Source organism: Bradyrhizobium cajani, from assembly GCF_009759665.1.
GTDB lineage: Bacteria > Pseudomonadota > Alphaproteobacteria > Rhizobiales > Xanthobacteraceae > Bradyrhizobium > Bradyrhizobium cajani.
Map to the genome: position 1 here is coordinate 22,621 of NZ_WQNE01000040.1, position 20,260 is coordinate 42,880.

A 20,260-nucleotide genomic window follows, 5' to 3' on the forward strand; every position below is an offset into this window, starting at 1 on the left:
GCGGCAACTTTTCGACAATAAACGGGCAGAATTACGTAAAACAGGCCAAACACTTCGTTAACCATTTCCATGCTTCGGTGGAGGGAACCTGACCGCCGGACCGGCGGACCATCGCGCGATGCCGGGGCCTGCGCCATGACGCCTGAACTGCAACGGATGGACTGGATGCCCTCGCCCCCGCTTGCACCCATCGACAGCCCGCTCGATCTCGATCACCTCTCCCGGATGACGCTCGGCGATGCCGAGCTGGAACAGGAAGTGCTCGCCATGTTCGCCGAACAGGCGGCCGGGCTGCTCGCGGCAATGGTGGCGGTACCGGCCGAGGCAGGCGCGCTCGCACACAAGCTCAAGGGCTCGGCGCGCGGAATCGGCGCCTTTGTGGTGGCGGATGCCGCCGCCAGGCTGGAGACCGCGATCCGGACCGGCCACGACCGGCCTCGCGCCTTCGCTGCGCTGAAAGAGGCGGTTGCCGAGGTCCGTGCCGTCATTGCGGCGATCCTGAAGCACTAGGGCGGCGACACCGCAACACGCGGGTGGCTTGCACGTTTTTCTCGCGCGAACACGGCTCCACTTCGCATCAAAACGCTATGGCGCGGCCCTGACCGACCCGTTATAGGACAGCCCGGACCCCCTGTTCTTCCCAGATCGCGGCAGCACGAGCACACATGGCCAAAATTCACTTTGTCGACCACAAGGGCGAAACCCGCACGGTGGAAATCGAGAACGGCGCGACCGTGATGGAAGCGGCCATCCGCAACAGCATTCCCGGCATCGAGGCCGAATGCGGCGGTGCCTGCGCCTGCGCGACCTGCCATGTCTATGTCGACGAAGCCTGGCGCGAGAAGGTCGGCAGCCCGACTCCGATGGAGGAGGACATGCTCGACTTCGGCTTCGACGTGCGCCCGAACTCGCGCCTGTCCTGCCAGATCAAGGTTTCCGACGAGCTCGACGGGCTCGTCGTGGCGACGCCGGAGCGCCAGGCCTAATTCGCCTTACCTATTTCATGGGCTCGGCGGCGCGACCTCGATGCCGCGCTTGTGCCAGGGCCTGAGCTTCTCGATCACCTCCGCGGAGAGCGGCGCGGGCCGCCGCGTCGCCTCGTCGAGCATCACGCCGACCGAGGTCGCCGAGGCGATGCACCTGCCTTGCGAAAACACGACCTGCTCGAAGGTCACGGACGTTCGTCCGAGCTTCACCACGCCGAGGCCGAGCTCGATGGTGTTCGGCCAGTGCAGCTCGGCGCGGAAATGGATGTCGAGCCGCACCATGATCCAGGCGAGCCCCGGCGGCGTCAGCCCGTAGTCCGGACTCTTCATCAGCGTGACGCGGCCGGTCTCGAAATAGGTGGCGTAGACGGCGTTGTTGACGTGCTGGTTGGGATCGAGGTCGCCGAAGCGGACGTTGTCACCGAGGCGATAGGGGTAGTCCTCCAGGCGCGGCGTCGTATCGAGGCGGCTTGGTGCGTTCACCGATTGATCTCCGTCATATCCATCCTCGTTACAGCTCAGTTATCCTGACCCGGCAAGTGGGCGCGGCTGCGGGGCGCTCCCGCTTTTATGCCTTCCCTGATCCATCCCCGTTGGCTAGACAGGCAGGGTCACCTCGGCCCAAAGGGCGCCGTCCAACCGATAACGACCGATAAAGAGACGACATGAGCGACGTGATCAAAACCGATGTGGTGATTATTGGCGCCGGCCCCTGCGGTCTGTTCGCCGCCTTCGAGCTCGGCCTTCTCGACATGAAGGCGCATTTCGTCGACATCCTCGACAAGGTCGGCGGCCAGTGTGCCGAGCTCTATCCGGAAAAGCCGATCTACGACATTCCCGGCATTCCGCATGTCTCGGGCCAGGGGCTGACCGACGCGCTGATGGAGCAGATCAAGCCGTTCCATCCGACCTTCCATCTCGGCGAGATGGTGGAGGCCGTGGAGAAGATCGGCGATCCCCTGTTTCGCTGCACCACCGATGCGGGCAAGGTGTTCGAATGCAAGGTGCTGGTGATCGCGGCCGGAGGCGGCTCGTTCCAGCCCAAGCGCCCGCCGGTGCCGGGGATCGAAGCCTATGAGGGGACCTCGGTGCATTATGCCGTGCGCAAGATGGAGACGTTCCGCGACAAGAACGTGCTGATCGTCGGCGGCGGCGATTCCGCGCTCGACTGGACGCTCAACCTGCATCCGCTGGCGAAACGCATCACGCTCTTGCACCGGCGCGACGAGTTTCGCGCAGCCCCCCACAGCGTCGAGCAGATGCGCGCGCTGGTGGCCGGCGGCAAGATGGATCTGAAGCTCGGCCAGGTCACGGCGCTCTCGGGCGCCGACGGCAAGCTCACCGGTGCAACGATCAAGGGCAACGACAACAACGTCACCGAGATCGCCTGCGACACCATGCTGCCGTTCTTCGGGCTGACCATGAAGCTCGGTCCGGTCGCGAATTGGGGCATTGCGCTGGAGAACAACCTGGTGCCGGTCGAAACGTCAGCGTTCGAGACCAACGTGCCCGGCATCTTCGCCATCGGCGACATCAACACCTATCCCGGCAAGATCAAGCTGATCCTGTGCGGCTTCCACGAGGGCGCACTGATGTCGCAAAAAGCCCATCGCTACGTCTATCCGGATAAGCGGCTGGTGTTCCAGTACACGACCTCGTCTTCCAGCCTGCAAAAGAAGCTCGGTGTCAACTGACGGCGGCCGGACGGGCAGGCGATGCCCCATGTTTCTGGTGCTGGAGCCGTTCGCGAAATCGCCGTAGTCTGTGGCCATTCCAGTCGTGGAATAGCAAGGTGATGATTATGCGGAATCTCTTTTCCAGCTTTCGGCTGCTCCCCTTCCTGGCGCTTGCGCTGTCGTTCGCGTCGGTGACGCCGTCTGCGGCGCAAACCGCGGAGCCCACGGCTGCGGGCCTCTGGCAGAAGGTCGAAGACGGCAAGACGGTCGGATGGTTCCTTTTCGTCGACCGCGGCGGCGTCTTCGAAGGCGTGATCGCGAAGACCTTCCCGCGCCCCGGCGACGATCCGAACGAGGTCTGCAGCAAGTGCACGGACGATCGCAAGAACGTGCCCGTGCTCGGCATCTCCTTCGTCCGCAACATGAAGCGTGAAGGATTGAAGTACGAAGGCGGCAACGTGCTCAATCCGCGCGACGGCCAGATCTGGAAGGCCAACATGAAGGTCAGCCCGGACGGCCAGACCCTGACCTTGCGCGGCTATCTCGGTATCGCGCTGCTCGGCAAGGACGAGACCTGGACGCGGCTGCCCGACGCCAACATCGCCCAGGTCGATCCGGCCATCGTGGCGAAATATCTTCCGGCTCAGGCGACCGCCGCGACCAAGCAGGCGCCGGCGCCAGCGAAGAAGGGCGGTGCGATGATGGCGCCAGCGCCGAAGCAGTAGGCTTTTTCCGCTTTTTTGTAGCCCGCATGAGCGAAGCGACATGCGGGGAGCGGTTTTCCCGGGTATCGCTGCGCTCACCCGGGCTACGAGATCCTCAATACGTCCGCGCCTTCTTGCAGGGCGCATAGAAGGTGCCGTTGCCGGCAACGACCCGTTCCAGGCATTGCCTGGGATCGGTGATCTCGCCGTCGACCTGGAAATAATAGGCCTGCGTTCCCAGGCTCAGGACGTACTGTCCCGGCGGAAGTTCGAGTCCTGAATCGCCGGTGTGAAGCTCGTACATTTCCGCCTTTCCCGGAATCGGTGACACCCGGAACGGATAGGCGAAGTTGCGGATGACGCCGACATCGTCGCTGCCGCTCAGCCTCTTGCCTGCGGCGTCGGTCGAGAACTCCCTGGCGATTTTCGCGACGACCCGAACCTCGACGCGCTCTGTGATGGAGTTCGCGGCGTCGCGGCGGAATACGATGAACTTGACGCGACCGTTCGGCAGATGCGGCCGCTCGGGCTTCCTGAACTCGGGTGAAATCGCGATCCGCATGTCGGGCGCCATCACGCCGGTCGCGTTCAACTCCGCCAGCGACTTATCGTCGATCAAGGCGTAAATCCCGTAGTCGGTCGGCAACACGCGCGCCGGGGCAGGCGCGGCGGGCGTCATCATTTCCGGCTTGGCGACCGTGATCGTCGTCTCCGGCTTGGGCGCGACCAGCGCGATCTCCGGCGGCTGGGACGACATCTGCCGGCGCAGCGCGGCGATGTTGTCTCGCTGCGAGACGATCAGGATGACTGCGCCCGCGGCAAGCAGGATGGCCGCCGTTCGCTTGATCACCGGTAGAAGCGGGCCCGAGATCGCAGGCAGCTTGCTGCGGGACGTCCCGATCCCCGATCGCAGAACGGGCGCGTCGCCGGACGCCAGAAGACTGCCTGTCTCCTTCGACGTGAGCTGTTGCGACGGCAGCCGCTCCAGCGGCGCCTCGTCACGCGAGAACTTCTCGACCTCCTCGATGGCGACCTCGAGAGCCCGCTTCATCTGGTCGATGTTCCTGGCGTCAGCGTAGGTGAACTGCTCCTGGAGCTTGTAGCGGGCAAGGTCGTAGACCATCTGCCGCCTGGCTTCCGCGTCCCCCTTCACCGTTTCGAGCATGCGCGAGATCACCAGCGCGAACTGCACCTGGTTTGCGGGCAAGTCGGTCGGATCCTGCTGGCTGGGAAGCAGCTCTTTCGAACCACTCATAGCGCTGACGGTCCAATGCCAGTCACGCCGACACCTGATTTCTCTAATTGAAACAGTCGATTAAAACGATGCGGCCCGCGTCCGCGGCAGTTTCGTACACGGCCTCGCGCAACAAGGAAAGCCTCCAAAAGAGCTGCGGCAAATCACGGGTGCGCCACGCCTGCGGGTCTTGGCGCGCCGGTCGAAGGCAGCCCTCGCGGCAGTAGTTCACCGGAATGCGCGCTGGCGCCGGATTTGCATAGCTATCGCAAGGAAGCTGGGGGAATGAGTCGCGCCTGTCCCATTGCGGGGAGCGCGAGCGGCGTTGTTCGTCCCCCGCAAAGATGACTTCGATCCGCGGGAAAACGACATGCGATCTGGTAGATTGCGATCTGGAAGATTATGTGCAGCGGCGCTGGGGCTGACGGCGCTGCTGGCGACATCGGCGCTGGCGCGCGACGACGGGCGCTACGCCAATTCGCCCCTCAAGCCCTGGTTCGAAAGCCTGCACAGCGAATACGGGCAGTGCTGCACGGACGCCGACGGCTACATCATTGCCGACGTCGACTGGGAGTCCGATCGCGGCCGCTACCGTGTCCGCATCGACGAGGAGTGGGTCGTGGTGCCCGACGGTGCGGTGATCACCGTACCGAACAAGATCGGCCGCACCATGGTGTGGAAGCACTATATCGACGGCCACCCGCGCGTGCGCTGCTTCATGCCGGGCAGCATGACGTAGACGGCGCGGGCCATTCCGGGGCGGCGTTTCGCGTCCCCCGGAACGGTTGAATGGAGCTCAGCGCGCCGCGCTCTCCGAACTAGCGCTCGCGAGCCTCTTGACGCGCGGCGACAGCACCGAAACCTGCGCGGGCGAGGCGGGCATGCTGGCGACGATCATCGCGGGCGCGGTCGACTGCTCCTCGACGCCGGCGCCGCCGAGCACCTGCACCTGCGTCGCCGAGATCGGCAACGACTTCACTTCGTAAGAGGGAAGCTCGCCGGCGAAAGCGCCAGTTGAGCTCGCAATCATGGCGCCGGCAACGGCAATCATCGAGAGAACGCGCATTGGAAAATCTCCGTGGAAGATGTCAATCGGAGGTTTGGTCGCGCCGAAGCAGGACGAGGTTCGCTCGTATGCGAACATTCGCATTGCCGACAGCGAACATATTGGTTGCTCGAAGCGAAAGGACGAAACGAGGAAGAAGTTTTTCGCGCCAATGTTTCCGGACGGTTTCGCGAAGGGACGCAAAATAGCGCGCTAATGTGCTTGCAGGTCAGGCTGCGGAGATCTCGTCGCCGCGCTCGCCTCAGGAAAGCGCAAGCTCATCGTCGTGCCGCGACCGAGCGCGGAGGAGATGACCAGCTCGCCGCCATGCGCGGCCATGATCTCGCGGACAATCGACAGGCCGAGGCCTGCGCCGTCGCCGGCGGTGTTGCCGGTCTGGAACGGCTCAAGCAGCTTGTGTTCCGCACCAGCGGGCAGGCCCGCGCCGTCATCGTCAATCGAGATGCCATCGCGACTGAGCGTGGCGACGATGCGTCGCGCGCCATGGGCGTGGATGAGCGCGTTGCCGACGAGATTGGCAAGCGCACTGCGGACAGCGGCGTCCACACCTTGCACCAGGAATGGACCATTCCCGTCCTGCTCCAGCGCAAGCTCGATACCGGCGTCCAGCGCCGAGGGACTGAAATCGGCCAGCACATCCAGCGCGATTTGCGCGAGATCGATCGGCCGTTTCTCGATCGCATGATTTTGCAGCCGCGCCAGGTCGAGCATGGCAGAGACCAGCGAGGTCAGGCGGCGGACGTCGCGCACCAATTCGGTCCGGAGGGCCGGCTCGGGCACGTCCTCGATCTTCGCGCGCAGCAGCGTCAACGGTGTACGCAGCTGGTGGGCTGCATTGCCGAGGAAGCGGCGCTGCATCCTGATATAGGCATCGATCTCGGCGAAGGCGCGGTTCAGCGCCTCGACCAATGGCTTCAGTTCGTAGGGGACTTCGGACAACGATATCGAACCTTGCGGAGCCGCAGGGTCGATCGCGAGCGCGCGATGCGTCACCCGTGCGATGCCGCGTGAGACGAAACATGCGGCCAGCGCCGAGCCGATGGCAACGGTCGCCGCGAAGGCCAGCGCCACCAGGATGAGCGAAGAGACCCTGCGGGCGAGAAAATTCCTTGCAATCCGGCCGAAGCGGACCTGAGGCTCGCCGACCATCATCGCGAGCCGCAACGAGCCCCGTTGCATGGCGGCGAGACAGAAGGTGCTCTTCTGGTCGAGTGTGCTGAAGACGGACGAGCCGACGGGCCCGTGATAGGGAAACACGAAGGGGAGGGCGGGCCGGTGTTCGCTGCCGTATTCGCTGATCAAGTCGCCCGCCGAGACGACGTACCAAAGGTTGGGGCTGTCTGCTTTCAATTCTGCGAGGGCGGGAGTCGAGCGTACCGTCAGATTTTTCCCTTCGATCACTGTGGCGCGTTCGAGAACGGCGGCCACGACCTGACAGGTCCTGAACTCGCGTTCCTCCGTCGGATACCGCCAAATGAAGATACCGAGCATGGTCAGGAAGATCGTCGTGGCGGCGATGCCGAGCGACAGCGCGAAGGTTCGGGCGATCGACGTCATCGGGGTGTTGCCAGCCGCAGGATGTAACCGATGCCTCTCATGCTGCGGATTTCGACGTCGCCGCCGAGCTCGGCCAGCTTCTTCCGCAGGCGCGAGACTTGCGCTTCGAGCGTGTTGGACTCGATCTCGTCGTCGAAGCCGTAGATCTCCTCGATCAGGGCAGCGCGGGTGATGACGCGGTCGCGCCGCATCAGCAGCGCTCCGAGGATAAGTGCCTCGCGCCGGCGCAGCAGGATCTTGGTGTCGGCGACAACGGCCTCGTTGCTGCCGAGATGCAGCTCGACATTGCCGAGCGACAGCACCGAGGGTGCGAGCAGCCGGGGCCGCCGCAATACGGCGCGAACCCGCGCGATCAACTCCTGTGGCTCGAACGGCTTGCCGAGATAGTCGTCGGCGCCGCCGTTGAGGCCATCGACGACGTCCTCCTTGGCGTCCCTGGACGTCAGCATGATGATCGCGGGGCGGTCGGGCGATTGGCTCAGCGCCGTGACCACCTGGAGCGCATCGCCGTCGGGCAGCATCCGGTCGATGATCGCAAGATCATATTTGAAATTCTCCAGCGCCTGGCGGGCATCGGCAATCGAGCCGACGAGGTCGACTATACCGTGCAACTGCCCGAGCAGCCGGCTGACATAAGCGCCGATCTGCGGTTCGTCTTCGATCACGAGGGAACGCACGCGGGTCGTCCTTGACTCTGCTGGGCAACAAGAACCCCGAGCGTGACGCTCCCTGGCCGAAGTCTGGCGTTTCGGCTCGTGCGCAGGGTTCCCATTAAGGCAGCGAGCTTGGCGAATAAAAGGCAGGAGCGAGAGGGCCGACCGGCACCGGCAGTCAGAGTTAAGAACGCGATCGCGCCCGGGCAATGTTCGGGCAATGTTTGTCCGGCCGTCGCCGTGGGGTGCGCGTCGCAAATGCAGTTGAGCGGCGGCGGTTCGCCTTGCAATCTTGGGGCAATTTTGCCCGACCACATGCTGGGGCTCCAACCACACGAGTCGACCAGGCCAGCAAGGCCGGTCCGGGGCCCCGTAATGAAACATTTTGACGAAGCCGTTCTCGATCCTGCGGCGAGCGCGCGGCAGACCTTGCTGACCGCTTTCCTTGCCGCACTCGGCGCGGTCATGGCGATCCCTCAGTCCGCATCGGCGCAGACGGCGTTCACGCTGCCGGCGCCGCCGTTCGAGCTGCCCATGCTGCCATCGCCCTCCGGCAACTGGACCGTCATGGTCGGCATCGGTGGAGAATACACACCGGATTTCGTTGGATCGAAGAACGGGAAGTTTCTCCCGATCCCGATCTTCACCATCCGCCGCGCCGGATCGGTCGACCAGTTTCGCGGGCCCCGCGACAGCGCCAGCATCGCACTGCTCGACGTCGGCAATTTTCGCGCCGGCCCTGCGTTCAAATACGTCGCCTCGCGCAAGGCCGACAAATATGCCGAGTTGACAGGCCTTGGCAATGTCGACGCCGCATATGAGCTCGGCGGCTTCGTCGAGTATTTTCCGGTCGACTGGCTGCGCCTGCGCAGCGAACTGCGTCAAGGTCTGGGGGGCCATACCGGGACGGTGGCCGACGTCTCCGCCGACGTGATCGTGCCGCTGATCCAGAGGCTCACGATCTCGGCCGGTCCGCGCTTCACCTGGAAGAGCAGCAAGGCGACCGCGCCGTATTTCGGCGTCGATGCGGCGCAGGCGCTGGCGTCCGGGCTGCCGATGTATGACGCCAGGGGCGGCGCGCACTCGGTCGGCTTCGGCAGCCAGATCTCCTATCGCATTAACCCGCAGTGGGAGGTCCATGCTTATGTCGAGTACGAGAAGCTGCTTGGCGATGCCGCCGACAGCCCGCTGGTGAAGCTGCGGGGATCGTCGAACCAGACCACCGTCGGCCTCGGCGCGTCCTATTCGTTCGACTTCAAGATTCGATAGCTCGCCATGCGTCGCATTGCTTTTCTATGGGTCGGCCTGGCGATCGCGTGCGCCGCCCTCGGCGCCGCCGCGGCGTTCGAGACGCGCGCGAGCCGTCTCCAGGCGATCAAGTCCGTCGGCATCGTCTCGGCCATCGGCGAGGAGATGAGCCTGACGCAGGCCGGCCTGACCGGCTTGGGCAACACCGGGCAAAGCGTCTCGATCAGCGCATGGGGGCTGGACGAGATGATCGTCCAGCAGGCGACCAGGCTCTTGAGCGGGCGCTTTCGCGTAGAGGCGGTGAGCTACAGGCGCGCAGCATTCGCCGCGATCAGGGATTCGGCGGTTGCTCCCGTCAATCTCCTGCGCAGCGATCCGTTCAAGGAGCTGGTTCGCAGCGACGTCACCCCGCAGGGGCTGGATGCCTATATCGTCATCACCCGGGCAAAATCGAAACTCGGAAACGGCCGCAATGTCGACGGCGTAGGGTTCGCTGAATACCGGACGCTGTTTGCAAACTACGGACTGATCCATGCGCTGTACGAAGTCCGCGTCATCGACGGCAAGACGTTCGATGTGATCGAGAAGAGGGCGGCCGCGCCGCTGGACAACACCGGGACGATGAGGATCGCCGGCCCGAGTGGACAGATCGACGACACGTTTGACGGTCAGGCTTCGAGCGAACGGCTGCGTGCGGCGATTGCGGAGCTGGTCACGCGCAGCCTGCCGGTCACGCTCGGCGATATGCATCTGATCGATGGTCAGTGACGGGCTAGCTTGTCGGCCCTCAAAGCGCGATGAGATCAGGATGAATCTTCACCCCGCTTCAGGCGGTTGCTTGAGCATGATCTTTTCGGAAAACCGCTGCGCACTTTTCCGGATCATGCTTCAGGTCACCGGCGCCGGATTGAACAGCGTGAGGTCGTTGTGAATGCCCCAGCGATCCGACCACGGCTTTGTCCGGCCGCTGGCGACGTCGAGGATCAGGCGGAACAGGTCCCAGCCGGTTTCCTCGATGGTCTTCTCGCCTGTCGCGATGCGGCCGGCGTCGAAGTCGATCAGGTCCTTCCAGCGCCGGGCAAGCTCGCTGCGGGTCGCGACCTTGATGACGGGCGCAGCCGCAAGGCCATAGGGCGTGCCGCGGCCGGTAGTGAACACCTGCAGCGTCATGCCGGAGGCGAGCTGGAGCGTGCCGCAAATGAAGTCGGACGCCGGCGTTGCCGCGAACAGCATGCCCTTCTGCGTCGCCTTCTCGCCGGGCGAGAGCACGCCGGTGATGGCGCTCGAGCCGGACTTGACGATCGAGCCCAGCGATTTCTCGACGATGTTGGCGAGGCCACCCTTCTTGTTGCCGGGCGTGGTGTTGGCGCTGCGGTCGGCACCGCCGCGGGCGAGATATGAGTCATACCAGGCCATCTCGCGCACCAGTGCGCGGCCGACATCCTCATTGATGGCGCGGCGGGTGAGGAGCTGGATGGCGTCGCGCACCTCGGTGACTTCGGAGAACATCACGGTGGCGCCGGCGCGCACCAGGAGGTCCGCTGCAAAACCGACGGCGGGATTCGCGGTGACGCCGGAGAAGGCGTCGCTGCCGCCGCATTGCAATCCGATGACGAGGTCGGAGGCCGGGCAGGTCTCGCGCTTGCGGGTGTTGAGCACCTTCAGCCGCGCCTCGGCCTGGGTCATGATCGCATCGACGATCGCACCAAAGCCGTCGAAGGCCTCGTCCTGCATGCGCACGATGGCATCGCTGACGCCTTCCGGCACCAGCCGCTCGGGCGCGAGCTTCTCGCAGCCGAGCCCGACGACCAGGATCTCGCCGCCGAAATTCGGGTTGAGCGCGATGTTCTGCAACGTGCGGATCGGCACCACCGCGTCGGGCGCGGTGATGGCGACGCCGCAGCCATAGGCATGCGTCAGCGGCACGACGTCGTCGACGTTCGGGTACTTCGGCAGGAGCTCGGCGCGGATGCGCTTGACCGCATATTCCATCGTGCCTTTGACGCATTGCACGGAGGAGGAGATGCCGAGGATATTCTTCGTTCCGACCGAGCCGTCGGGATTGCGGTAGCCCTCGAAGGTGAAGCCTTCGAGCGGCGGCAGCGGGGCCGGAACGGCGGTCGAGATTTCGAGCTTGTCGAGGGCGGGGGCCTCCGGCATGCGGATGCGCGCTTCGTCCACCCATTCGCCGGCCAGGATCGGCGACAGCGCATAGCCAATGATTTCGCCATAGCGGATGATCGGTGCGCCTTCCGCGATGTCGACCAGCGCCGTCTTGTGCCCCTGCGGCACGAAGGCGCGCAGCGTCAGCCCGCAGGCAAAGCGGGAGCCGGCGGGAAGCCCGAAATCATTGACCACGATCGCGACGTTGTCGCGCTCGTTGAGCTTGATGTAGCGGGGCTGCTCTTTCGCTGCGAGGTCCTGGTCCATCTGCTCTTGCCTCAAAAACTGAAGCCGTAGGGTGGGCAAAGGCGCAACGCGCCGTGCCCACCATGCTTCACACCGAACATAGCGGTGGGCACGCTTCGCTTTGCCCACCCTACGATCGCGGCCTATCAACCCGGATAGGTATAGGCGGTCTTCACCGTGGTGTAGAACTCGCGCGCATAGGAGCCCTGCTCGCGGGCGCCGTAGCTCGAGCCCTTCCGGCCGCCGAACGGCACGTGATAGTCGACGCCGGCGGTCGGCAGATTGACCATCACCATGCCGGACTCGCTGTTGCGCTTGTAGTGCGAGGCGTATTTCAGGCTAGTGGTGCAGATGCCGGAGGCGAGGCCGAACTCGGTGTCGTTGGAGATCGCGAGCGCCTCCTCGTAGTTCTTGGCGCGGATGACCGCGGCGACGGGGCCGAAGATCTCTTCACGCGCGATGCGCATGTTGTTGTTGGCTTCGGTGAACAGCGCCGGCTGGAGGTAATGGCCGGGCGTCTCACGCTTGAGCAGCTCGCCACCCCAGGCGAGCTTGGCGCCTTCGTCCTGGCCGATCTTGATGTAGCGCAGATCCTGGTCGAGCTGGCTCTGGTCGACCACGGGGCCGATATGCACGCCGGCCTTGAGCGCGTCGTCGACCGACAGGCCCTTCAGGCGCTCGGCCATCGCCGCGACGAAGCGGTCGTGGATGCCCTCGGTGACGATCAGGCGGGACGAGGCGGTGCAGCGCTGGCCGGTGGAGAAATAGGCGCCGTTGACGGCGACCTCGACGGCGGTCTTGAGGTCGGCGTCGTCAAGCACGACGAGCGGGTTCTTGCCGCCCATCTCGAGCTGGAACTTCTTCATCGGGTTCGACAGCACGCAGGCCTGCGCGATCTTGCGGCCGGTCTGCACCGAGCCGGTGAAGGAGATCGCCGCGACGTCCGGGTGATCGAGCAAGGTCTGGCCGACCACCGAGCCGGAGCCAACCACGAGGTTGAAGACGCCAGCGGGAATGCCGGAGCGGGTGATGATCTCGGACAGCGCATGCGCAGAGCCCGGCACCAGCTCGGCCGGCTTGAACACCACGGTGTTGCCGTAGCAGAGCGCGGGCGCGATCTTCCAGGCCGGGATCGCGATCGGGAAATTCCAGGGCGTGATCATGCCGACGACGCCGATCGGCTCACGCGTGAGCTCGACATCGAGGCCGGGACGCACCGAGGCGCCCTTTTCGCCGATCAGGCGCAGGGCTTCGCCGGCGAAGAACGCGAAAATCTGGCCGGCACGCGCGACCTCGCCGATGCCTTCCGGCAGCGTCTTGCCTTCCTCGCGGGCGAGCAGGCGGCCGAGCTCTTCCTTGCGGGCCAGGATTTCGAGAGAAATCTTGTTCAGCGCGTCATAGCGTACCTGCGGCGTCGACTGCGCCCAGGCGGGGAAGGCGGCCTTTGCGGCGGCAATCGCCTTCTCGGTCTGCGCCTTGTCGGCCTTGGCGTATTCGCCGACGAGGTCATTGGTGTTGGAGGGGTTGATGTTCTTCGTGACGCCGGAGCCGTCGACCCATTCGCCGCCGATGAAGTTCTTCAGGATCGCAGTCATAGCTTCCTCCAGAGTTTTTAACGAACGAGGCAGGGACGCTTGTCGTCGAAGGTCCAGCCAGGGATCAGGTCCTGCATGGCAATAGCGTCATCGCGGGCGCCAAGTCCATGCTGCTTGTAGAGCTCATGCGCGGCGTCGATGGCCGCCCTGTCGATTTCGATACCCAGGCCCGGCCTGTCAGGGACCGCAATCTTGCCACCCTTGATCCGGAGCGGCTCCTTGGTGAGCGCCTGGCCGTCTTGCCAGATCCAGTGAGTGTCGATCGCGGTGACCTTGCCGGGGGCGGCGGCGCCGACATGGGTGAACATGGCGAGCGAGATGTCGAAATGGTTGTTGGAATGCGAGCCCCAGGTCAGGCCGTTGTCACGGCAGGTCTGGGCGACGCGCACCGAGCCTTGCATGGTCCAGAAATGGGGATCGGCCAGCGGGATGTCCACTGCGCCGAGACGCAACGCATGGGAGAGCTGGCGCCAGTCGGTGGCGATCATGTTGGTCGCTGTGGGCAGGCCCGTGGCGCGGCGGAACTCGGCCATGATCTCGCGGCCGGAGAAGCCGGCTTCGGCGCCGCAGGGGTCCTCGGCATAGGCGAGGATGCCGTGCATGCCCTTGCAGAGGCTGATCGCCTCGTCGAGCGACCAGGCGCCGTTGGGATCGAGCGTCACGCGCGCATTCGGGAAGCGCTTGGCAATCGCAGTGACGGCCTCGATCTCCTGCTCGCCGCGCAGCACGCCGCCCTTGAGCTTGAAGTCGGCGAAGCCGTAATGGTCGTGGGTGGCCTCGGCGAGCCGCACCACGGTCTCCGGCGTCATCGCCTCCTGGTGGCGGAGGTCGAACCATTCCGCCTTGCCGCTCTCGCCGGCGACATAGTCGAGCTTCGACTTGCGACCGTCGCCGACGAAGAAGAGATAGCCGAGCGTTTCGACGCTCCCCCGCTGCTGGCCCTCGCCGAGGAGGGCGGCAACGGGCAGGCCGAGATGCTGACCGAGCAGATCGAGCAGCGCGGACTCCACGGCGGTGACGGCGTGGATCATGACGCGCAGGTCAAAGGTCTGCTTGCCACGGCCGCCGGCGTCGCGGTCGGCGAAGGCGGTGCGGATGTCGGCGAGGATGTTGTTCATCGCGCCGACGGTCTTGCCGATCACGAGATCGCGGGCGTCCTGGAGGGTCTGCCAGATTTTCTGCCCGCCCGGCACCTCGCCAACGCCGGTGTGACCGGAATTGTCGGTGAGGATGACGATGTTGCGGGTGAAGAACGGCGCATGCGCGCCGCTCAGGTTGAGGAGCATGCTGTCGCGGCCCGCGACCGGGATCACCTGCATCGATGTGACGACCGGTGCGCCGGAAACTTCCACCATCGCACGCTCCTCCCTGTTGTCGACCGCTATTCTGCAGCCTGTTGTGACGATCGTGCGGCGGGCAGCTTCTTCACCAGCGCGGTCAGCTCCGCGATCTCCTGCTCGGTGAGATCGGTCAGCGGCGGGCGAACCGGGCCGGAATCGCGGCCGATCACCTTCATGCCGGCCTTGATGATCGAGACCGCATAGCCCTTCTTGCGGTTGCGGATCGCGATCAGCGGCAGGATGAAATCCTTCAGGCCGGCATGGATCGCCGCATGGTCGCGCTTGCGCACGGCGGCGTAGAAGCTGGTGGCGAACTCCGGCACGAAGTTGAACACGGCCGACGAGTAGGTCGTCACGCCCATGTCGAGATAGGGCAGCGCGAAGGTCTCGGCGGTCGGCAGGCCGCCGACATAGGTGAGGCGGTCGCCGAGCTTGGTGTAGACGCGGGTCATCAGCTCGATGTCGCCGATGCCGTCCTTGTAACCGACGAGGTTCGGGCAGCGCTCGGCGAGGCGGGCGAGCGTGTCGGGCTGGAGGATGGCGTTGTCGCGGTTGTAGACGATGACGCCGATCTTCACGGAGGCGCAGACGGCCTCGACATGGGCGGCGAGGCCTTCCTGCTCGGAATGGGTGAGATAGGGCGGCAGCAGCAACAGGCCGTCGGCGCCGGCCTTCTCGGCACCAACAGCGATCTCGCGGGCGATCGCGGTGCCGTAGCCGGTGCCGGCGAGCACGGGCACGCGGCCCTTGGTCTCGTCGACGGCGATCTTGACGACTTGCGGAACCTCGGTCGGCGTCAGCGAGAAGAACTCGCCGGTGCCGCCGGCGGCGAACAGGCCGGCAACGTCATAGCCGCACAGCCAGTCCATGTTGGCGCGGTAGGTCGCCTCGTCGAAGGAATAGTCAGCCTTGAACGGCGTGACGGGGAAAGACAGGAGGCCAGATCCGATCTTCTGGGCCATCTCCTGCGGGGTCATCTTGCTCATGGGCGCGGCTCCCTTCTTGCGTGTTGTGGAGGACGCGAGCTTGAGGCCTGCGCGTCCATGCGCCGTGGTTTAGGAGACCGTTCGATGCGCGTCCAAGCCAAAGCCTATATCGACTGATGCGGATTGAGCATCAATCGTCCGCTATCTCCGCGGAGGACAATTCGCCGGCGATTTTGACCAGGGCGGACAGCAGCGGATTCTCGTCGTCGCGGCGCCAGACCATGAACAGCTCGACGGGGACGCGCGTGCGCAGCTTCAAGGGGCGCAGGCGCACGTCGGAGATCTTCAGGCTCGCCGCCGCGGCCGGCACGATGGCAAGGCCGAGGCCGGCGCGGACCATGGCGAGGATCGAATGGATCTGGCTCAGATGCTGGACGTAGCGCGGCAGCACGTCGGCGCGGGTGAACAGGGCCACCAGGAGGTCGTGGAAGTAGCGGCTCTCATAGGGCGAATACATCACGAAGGGCTGGTCGTCGAAATCCTTGATCGTGATGCTGTCGGCGTTCGCCAGCGGGTGCTTCTTGGGGATCGCCGCGAGCAGGGGCTCGGCGACGACGCGGCGGCTGGCAAGTTCGGGACGCGCAATCGGCGGCCTGAGCAGGCCGGCGTCGATCTGGCCCGAGGTCAGCGCCTCGAACTGGTCGCCGGACACCATCTCCTTCAGCGAGAAATCGACCTCGGGCAATTTCGCCCGGCAGGCGGCGACGAGCTCGGGCAGGAAGCCGTAGGCGGCTGCTGCCGTAAAGCCGATCTTCAGCGAGCCGGTCTTGCCGAGCGCGATGCGGCGGGCGACCTGCGAGGCGCTTTCCGCCAGCTTGAGGATGCGCCGCGCCTCCGGCAGGAAGCTGCGCCCCGCGGGCGTCAGGCGCACCGAACGGCTGGTGCGCTCCAGGAGCGGCGCGTCGATGATGTGCTCGAGCACCTGGATCTGCCGGGACAGCGGCGGCTGCGTCATGTTCAGCCGCACGGCGGCGCGGCCGAAATGCAGTTCCTCCGCCACCGTGACGAAACAGCGGAGCTGGTTGAGGTCGAACATCGATACATGCCTTAGATGGATAAGGCGTTTCCCCGGCACTTCTAGCATCGATCACCCCCAAAACAAAGACGGCGGCTTTTCGAGCCGCCGTTGAGTTGCCTGGTCAAGCTCCCATGGGAGCCCTCAGGAGGAATGTTTGAGCGTCACCCGCTCGATCTTGCCAACGACCACCAGGTAGGCGAACGCCGCCACCAGCGCGTTGAGGCCGACGAACACCAGCGCGCCGCTGAACGAGCCGGTCGCGGCCAGGATGTAGCCGATCACGATCGGGGTGGTGATCGAGGAGAGATTGCCAAAGGTGTTGAACAGGCCGCCTGAGACACCGCCGGCTTCCTTCGGCGAGGTGTCGGAGACGACGGCCCAGCCGAGCGCGCCGATGCCCTTGCCGAAGAAGGCGAGTGCCATGAAGCCCACCACCAGCGCCTGTCCGTCGACATAGTTGCAGGCGATGATCGACATCGACAGCAGCATGCCGCCGACGATCGGGATCTTGCGCGCCATGGTCAGCGAGCCGGTCCGGCGCAGGATCGCATCCGAGATGACGCCGCCGAGCACGCCGCCGATGAAGCCGCACAGCGCAGGCAGCGTCGCGACGAAGCCGGCTTGCAGGATCGACAGGCCGCGCTCCTTGACGAGATAGACCGGGAACCAGGTCAGGAAGAAATAGGTCAGCGTGTTGATGCAGTACTGGCCGAGATAGACGCCGAGCATCATGCGGTTGGAGAGGAGCTGGCGGATGTGGTCCCATCCCGAGCCGGATTGAGGCGCACGCTCTTCCTTCAGGTCGTCCTTGGGCGCGTCGAGATCGACCAGCGCGCCGCCCTCCTTGATGTAGTCGAACTCGGCGTCGTTGATGCCCGGGTGCTCCTTCGGGCCGTAGATGGTCTTGATCCAGACGAGGCCCATGACGATGCCGAGCGCGCCCATCACGAAGAACACGAAGCGCCAGCCGTAGGCGTGCGCGATCCAGCCCATCAGCGGCGCGAAGATCACGGTGGCGAAATACTGGCCCGAATTGAAGAAGGCCGACGCGGTGCCGCGCTCGTTGCTTGGAAACCAGGCTGCGACGATGCGGGCATTGGCGGGAAAGGAGGGGGCTTCGGCGATGCCGACAAGGAAGCGCAAGCCGAACAGCACGGCGATGGCGGTGCCGGCGCTGAAGAAGCCGACCCAGCCCTGCATCATCGTGAAGATCGACCAGACGATGATGCTGAAGGCGTAGACGAGGCGCGAGCCGTAGCGGTCGAGCAGCCAGCCGCCCGGCACCTGCGCGATCACGTAGGACCAGCCGAAGGCGGAGAAGATGTAGCCCATTGCGACTGGATCGAGATGCAACTCCTTGGAGAGCGCGGGGCCCGCGATCGACAGCGTGGCGCGGTCGGCATAGTTCACGGTGGTGACCAGGAACAACATGGTCACGATGAACAGCCTGACGCGAGATCTTCTCACGTCCGCTGCGGACACCACTGCGCTCATCACGCGCCTCCTTAGAACTCGAAACGTTTCCTCGAAGCGACTCCTAGAGGCGCGCGCGGCAAAGTGTCCAAGTTCAAGGGAGTATCGATCGATGCCGTTTTTGGATTGATGGAACGGCAGGTGGCGGGAACGATCGTGAGAGAGTCGAAATGCGAGCCCAGGCTCGTCATTGCGAGCCAACGGGTCCGCGCAAGCGCGGCCCAATGACAGGCTCCGCGAAGCAATGCAGAATCTTTCCGCGGAGCGACTCTGGATTGCTTCGCTGCGCTCGCAATGACGGCGAGGAGAGATTTCGTCTTCGCTACTGCCGCGCGCTCGGCAGCAATTGCGGCAGCAATCCGCGCGTCACGCCCGGCGGCACGGCATCCAGTCCAAGCACCGAACTCGCTGCGGGCAGTGCGGCATCCGCCATCGCGGCGTGGCCTTCCGCGCTGGGATGCACGGCGCCGCCATAGACGGCGGAGAGCACGCCCCAGGTGGCGTCGTGGATGTCGGTCGGCTGGCTCGCCGCCGGCAGGCCTTGCGGATAGGTCATCGCCGCGAAGTAGCTGTCATTGGCATCGCGGATCCAACGCGCGCGCGGCAGGTAGGCGCGGTATTCGGAGGCGCCGCGGCCGCACAGCATCGGCTGGCTCGCCGCGGTCACGATGTCGGGATCGAAGCTCTGGCCGTTCTCGGCAAAGCAGGTGCGGTCGAATTCGGGATCGTTGCCGGAATGGGCGCAGAAGCCGTGATCGGCGAACGCGGCCTGATGCGTATCGACGAAGGTCATGCGGTCGGCCTCGGGATCGCGGCACAGCGCGCCGCGGGTGCAGGTGGCGAGTCCCTTCAGCTGCGGCAGGAATTCTGTGTCGACGAAAGTCGAGACGCGGGCGAGGCGCTGCGGGTCGGCATTGAAGGACGGGTGAATGTCGAAACCGGCGCGGCCGCCACGGCACGGTACGCCGCCATCGGCGAGTGCGGGATTGGCGTAGGAGACGTAGACCACGTGCGAGAGATCGCCGCCAACCAGCGGCTTCAGCGCCTCGCGCAGCTTGACGAAGTTCTGCGGCAACTCGCGCGCCAGCGCGTCGCGGGAATCGTCGACGCTCGCCATCACGCCGGAGCGGCGGAACAGCGCGCGCTCGGTCGCGGTGTCGACGATGACGTCGGCGACGAGACCGGAGAAGTAGACATCGTTGGCGCCGACCGAGAGCAGCACGAGGTCGAGCGTGCGGTCGGGCTGGCGTTTCTTCGCCGCGGTGAGCGCCTCGCGCAGCTCGGCGACCTGCGCATTCACGCTGGTGTTGCAGACGCCGGTCTTGCCGGGCGGGCATTCGCGGGCGCGCTGCGAGCCGAGCAGCCCGTCGCCGATGCTGGCGCCGGTGCAGGCGAGCGGCAGGAAGGTCACGGCGATGTGCGTGTAGCGCACCGCGAGCGCCAGCGCGGTGCGGGCCTGATAGCTGTAGAGCGAACGGTGGCAGGGCGCGTTGAACCAGAGTGCGCCGTAGCGCTGCCAGTTGGCGAGCGTATCAGGCGCCTCGCAGGCGCGGCCGCCCTTGAAGCCGGCGCGGCTCGGCCGGTAGTACTGCGCGCCGGCGGTGCCGAGATAGGAGCGGAAGCAGAAGCCTTCGTCGGACAGCGCCAGCGGCCGGTCCGGATTTCCCTCGCCGGAGGCGATGCTGTCGCCGAGACCGGCGACGAAGATGTCGCGGACCTGGATCTCGGCCTGGATGCGCTGGGTCGGATCGGAGCCGGAGGACACGTCGACGGTCGCGACCGTCTGCTTGCCGTAGCGGACGCGCAGATTGACCGGCTCGGCGCAGTCGAAGGTCGAGGCTTGCGGTCCTTCGCCGTCGTCGAACGACCATGCGCAGATGGCGCCGACCGGCACCGCGCCGGTCAGGCGCACGGTCACCGGATGGTCGGCTGGCGTGAGGTAGTTCTCCTTGACGTTGTCGCGGGTGCAGGGCTGGTTGACCCGGCCCTGAAGGTCGATGCAGAGCCGATTGACCATATTGCGAGCCCAGCCGCGGCCCTCGCTCTGAAGCTCGAGCGATTGTTCGGCGGCGAGGATGCTGCGGTTACGCGCATTCTCGACATGGAGCAGGAAATCGCGCTCCTCGCGGAACAGGCGGAAGCGGTTGCGCACCTCCCAGGAAATCTGCATGGCCCCGGCGTCCTGCGCGGCTGCGCGTGAAAGCGGAAAAGCAGTCAGAATCCCGACAAGCAATACGGCGCCAGCGGAGAGGGTACGAAGGGATACAGGGATCATGGCCCGCGTCTTCAACGGCAAAGTTGAGGCGGAAATAAGA

19 protein-coding genes are annotated in these 20,260 nt (G+C 65.2%); 7 read left to right on the forward strand and 12 right to left on the reverse strand.

The features are described 5' to 3' along the window. Window positions 1-135: 135 nt before the first annotated feature. Window positions 136-510, forward strand: coding sequence for an Hpt domain-containing protein (locus tag GPL20_RS33110; RefSeq protein WP_157335838.1), 375 nt, complete (start codon window positions 136-138; stop codon window positions 508-510). A gap of 155 nt (window positions 511-665) precedes the next feature. Then, window positions 666-986, forward strand: coding sequence for a 2Fe-2S iron-sulfur cluster-binding protein (locus GPL20_RS33115; RefSeq protein ID WP_008143731.1), 321 nt, complete (start codon window positions 666-668; stop codon window positions 984-986). A 15-nt stretch (window positions 987-1,001) separates the two neighbouring features. Here the strand turns inward: GPL20_RS33115 and GPL20_RS33120 are convergent, their stop codons facing one another. Beyond that, window positions 1,002-1,469, reverse strand: coding sequence for an acyl-CoA thioesterase (locus tag GPL20_RS33120; protein WP_254125987.1), 468 nt, complete (start codon window positions 1,467-1,469; stop codon window positions 1,002-1,004). A gap of 182 nt (window positions 1,470-1,651) precedes the next feature. On the opposite strand from GPL20_RS33120, the gene GPL20_RS33125 reads away from it, so the two are divergent. Both GPL20_RS33125 and GPL20_RS33130 read left to right on the forward strand, forming a co-directional pair. After that, complete coding sequence (locus GPL20_RS33125; protein WP_157335840.1) at window positions 1,652-2,680, forward strand: NAD(P)/FAD-dependent oxidoreductase; 1,029 nt, start codon at window positions 1,652-1,654, stop codon at window positions 2,678-2,680. Between the two features lie 107 nt (window positions 2,681-2,787). Beyond that, window positions 2,788-3,387 (forward strand): DUF2147 domain-containing protein, encoded by a 600-nt coding sequence (locus GPL20_RS33130; RefSeq protein WP_157335842.1) that lies wholly within the window; start codon window positions 2,788-2,790, stop codon window positions 3,385-3,387. 94 nt (window positions 3,388-3,481) lie between these two features. On the opposite strand, the gene GPL20_RS33135 is transcribed toward GPL20_RS33130, so the two are convergent. Then, complete coding sequence (locus GPL20_RS33135) at window positions 3,482-4,621, reverse strand: hypothetical protein (protein ID WP_157335844.1); 1,140 nt, start codon at window positions 4,619-4,621, stop codon at window positions 3,482-3,484. Window positions 4,622-4,970: 349 nt separating this feature from the next. Between GPL20_RS33135 and GPL20_RS33140 the strand changes: the two genes are divergently transcribed. Continuing rightward, window positions 4,971-5,339 carry a hypothetical protein gene (locus GPL20_RS33140; protein WP_373568272.1) on the forward strand — a complete coding sequence of 123 codons (369 nt, stop codon included), beginning with the start codon at window positions 4,971-4,973 and terminating at the stop codon, window positions 5,337-5,339. Window positions 5,340-5,396: 57 nt separating this feature from the next. Here the strand turns inward: GPL20_RS33140 and GPL20_RS33145 are convergent, their stop codons facing one another. From GPL20_RS33145 to GPL20_RS40015, 3 genes are all read right to left on the reverse strand, one after another. Beyond that, window positions 5,397-5,666 (reverse strand): hypothetical protein, encoded by a 270-nt coding sequence (locus GPL20_RS33145; protein ID WP_167533326.1) that lies wholly within the window; start codon window positions 5,664-5,666, stop codon window positions 5,397-5,399. 192 nt (window positions 5,667-5,858) lie between these two features. Next, a complete protein-coding gene (locus GPL20_RS33150; protein WP_157335848.1) occupies window positions 5,859-7,223 on the reverse strand; it encodes a sensor histidine kinase in 1,365 nt (454 codons plus the stop codon). Next, the gene (locus GPL20_RS40015; RefSeq protein WP_254125991.1) at window positions 7,220-7,900 is read right to left on the reverse strand and encodes a response regulator transcription factor; all 681 of its coding nucleotides are present in this window, start codon (window positions 7,898-7,900) and stop codon (window positions 7,220-7,222) included. The genes GPL20_RS33150 and GPL20_RS40015 overlap by 4 nt, the downstream gene beginning before the upstream one ends. A gap of 351 nt (window positions 7,901-8,251) precedes the next feature. Here GPL20_RS40015 and GPL20_RS33160 point away from each other — a divergent pair, with 351 nt between their 5' ends. Both GPL20_RS33160 and GPL20_RS33165 read left to right on the forward strand, forming a co-directional pair. Then, window positions 8,252-9,145 carry a MipA/OmpV family protein gene (locus GPL20_RS33160; protein WP_167533327.1) on the forward strand — a complete coding sequence of 298 codons (894 nt, stop codon included), beginning with the start codon at window positions 8,252-8,254 and terminating at the stop codon, window positions 9,143-9,145. A 6-nt stretch (window positions 9,146-9,151) separates the two neighbouring features. Beyond that, window positions 9,152-9,892, forward strand: a complete 741-nt coding sequence (locus tag GPL20_RS33165) for a hypothetical protein (protein ID WP_157335850.1) — start codon at window positions 9,152-9,154, stop codon at window positions 9,890-9,892. Window positions 9,893-10,012: 120 nt separating this feature from the next. On the opposite strand, the gene garD is transcribed toward GPL20_RS33165, so the two are convergent. The 7 genes from garD to GPL20_RS33200 all read right to left on the reverse strand — a co-directional run bounded on the left by garD (window position 10,013) and on the right by GPL20_RS33200 (window position 20,220). After that, window positions 10,013-11,554: a galactarate dehydratase gene (garD, locus tag GPL20_RS33170; protein ID WP_157335852.1), complete on the reverse strand. Its 1,542-nt coding sequence runs from the start codon at window positions 11,552-11,554 to the stop codon at window positions 10,013-10,015. Between the two features lie 125 nt (window positions 11,555-11,679). After that, entirely contained in the window at window positions 11,680-13,128 is a 1,449-nt protein-coding gene (locus GPL20_RS33175; RefSeq protein WP_157335854.1) for an aldehyde dehydrogenase family protein, read from the reverse strand. A gap of 17 nt (window positions 13,129-13,145) precedes the next feature. After that, window positions 13,146-14,483, reverse strand: a complete 1,338-nt coding sequence (gudD, locus tag GPL20_RS33180; RefSeq protein ID WP_157335856.1) for a glucarate dehydratase — start codon at window positions 14,481-14,483, stop codon at window positions 13,146-13,148. 26 nt (window positions 14,484-14,509) lie between these two features. Continuing rightward, entirely contained in the window at window positions 14,510-15,454 is a 945-nt protein-coding gene (kdgD, locus tag GPL20_RS33185) for a 5-dehydro-4-deoxyglucarate dehydratase (RefSeq protein ID WP_157335858.1), read from the reverse strand. Window positions 15,455-15,584: 130 nt separating this feature from the next. Further along, window positions 15,585-16,490 carry a LysR family transcriptional regulator gene (locus tag GPL20_RS33190; protein ID WP_157335861.1) on the reverse strand — a complete coding sequence of 302 codons (906 nt, stop codon included), beginning with the start codon at window positions 16,488-16,490 and terminating at the stop codon, window positions 15,585-15,587. 123 nt (window positions 16,491-16,613) lie between these two features. Then, the gene (locus GPL20_RS33195; RefSeq protein ID WP_157335863.1) at window positions 16,614-17,966 is read right to left on the reverse strand and encodes an MFS transporter; all 1,353 of its coding nucleotides are present in this window, start codon (window positions 17,964-17,966) and stop codon (window positions 16,614-16,616) included. A 301-nt stretch (window positions 17,967-18,267) separates the two neighbouring features. Continuing rightward, complete coding sequence (locus GPL20_RS33200; protein ID WP_157335865.1) at window positions 18,268-20,220, reverse strand: SGNH/GDSL hydrolase family protein; 1,953 nt, start codon at window positions 20,218-20,220, stop codon at window positions 18,268-18,270. Window positions 20,221-20,260 lie beyond the last annotated feature (40 nt).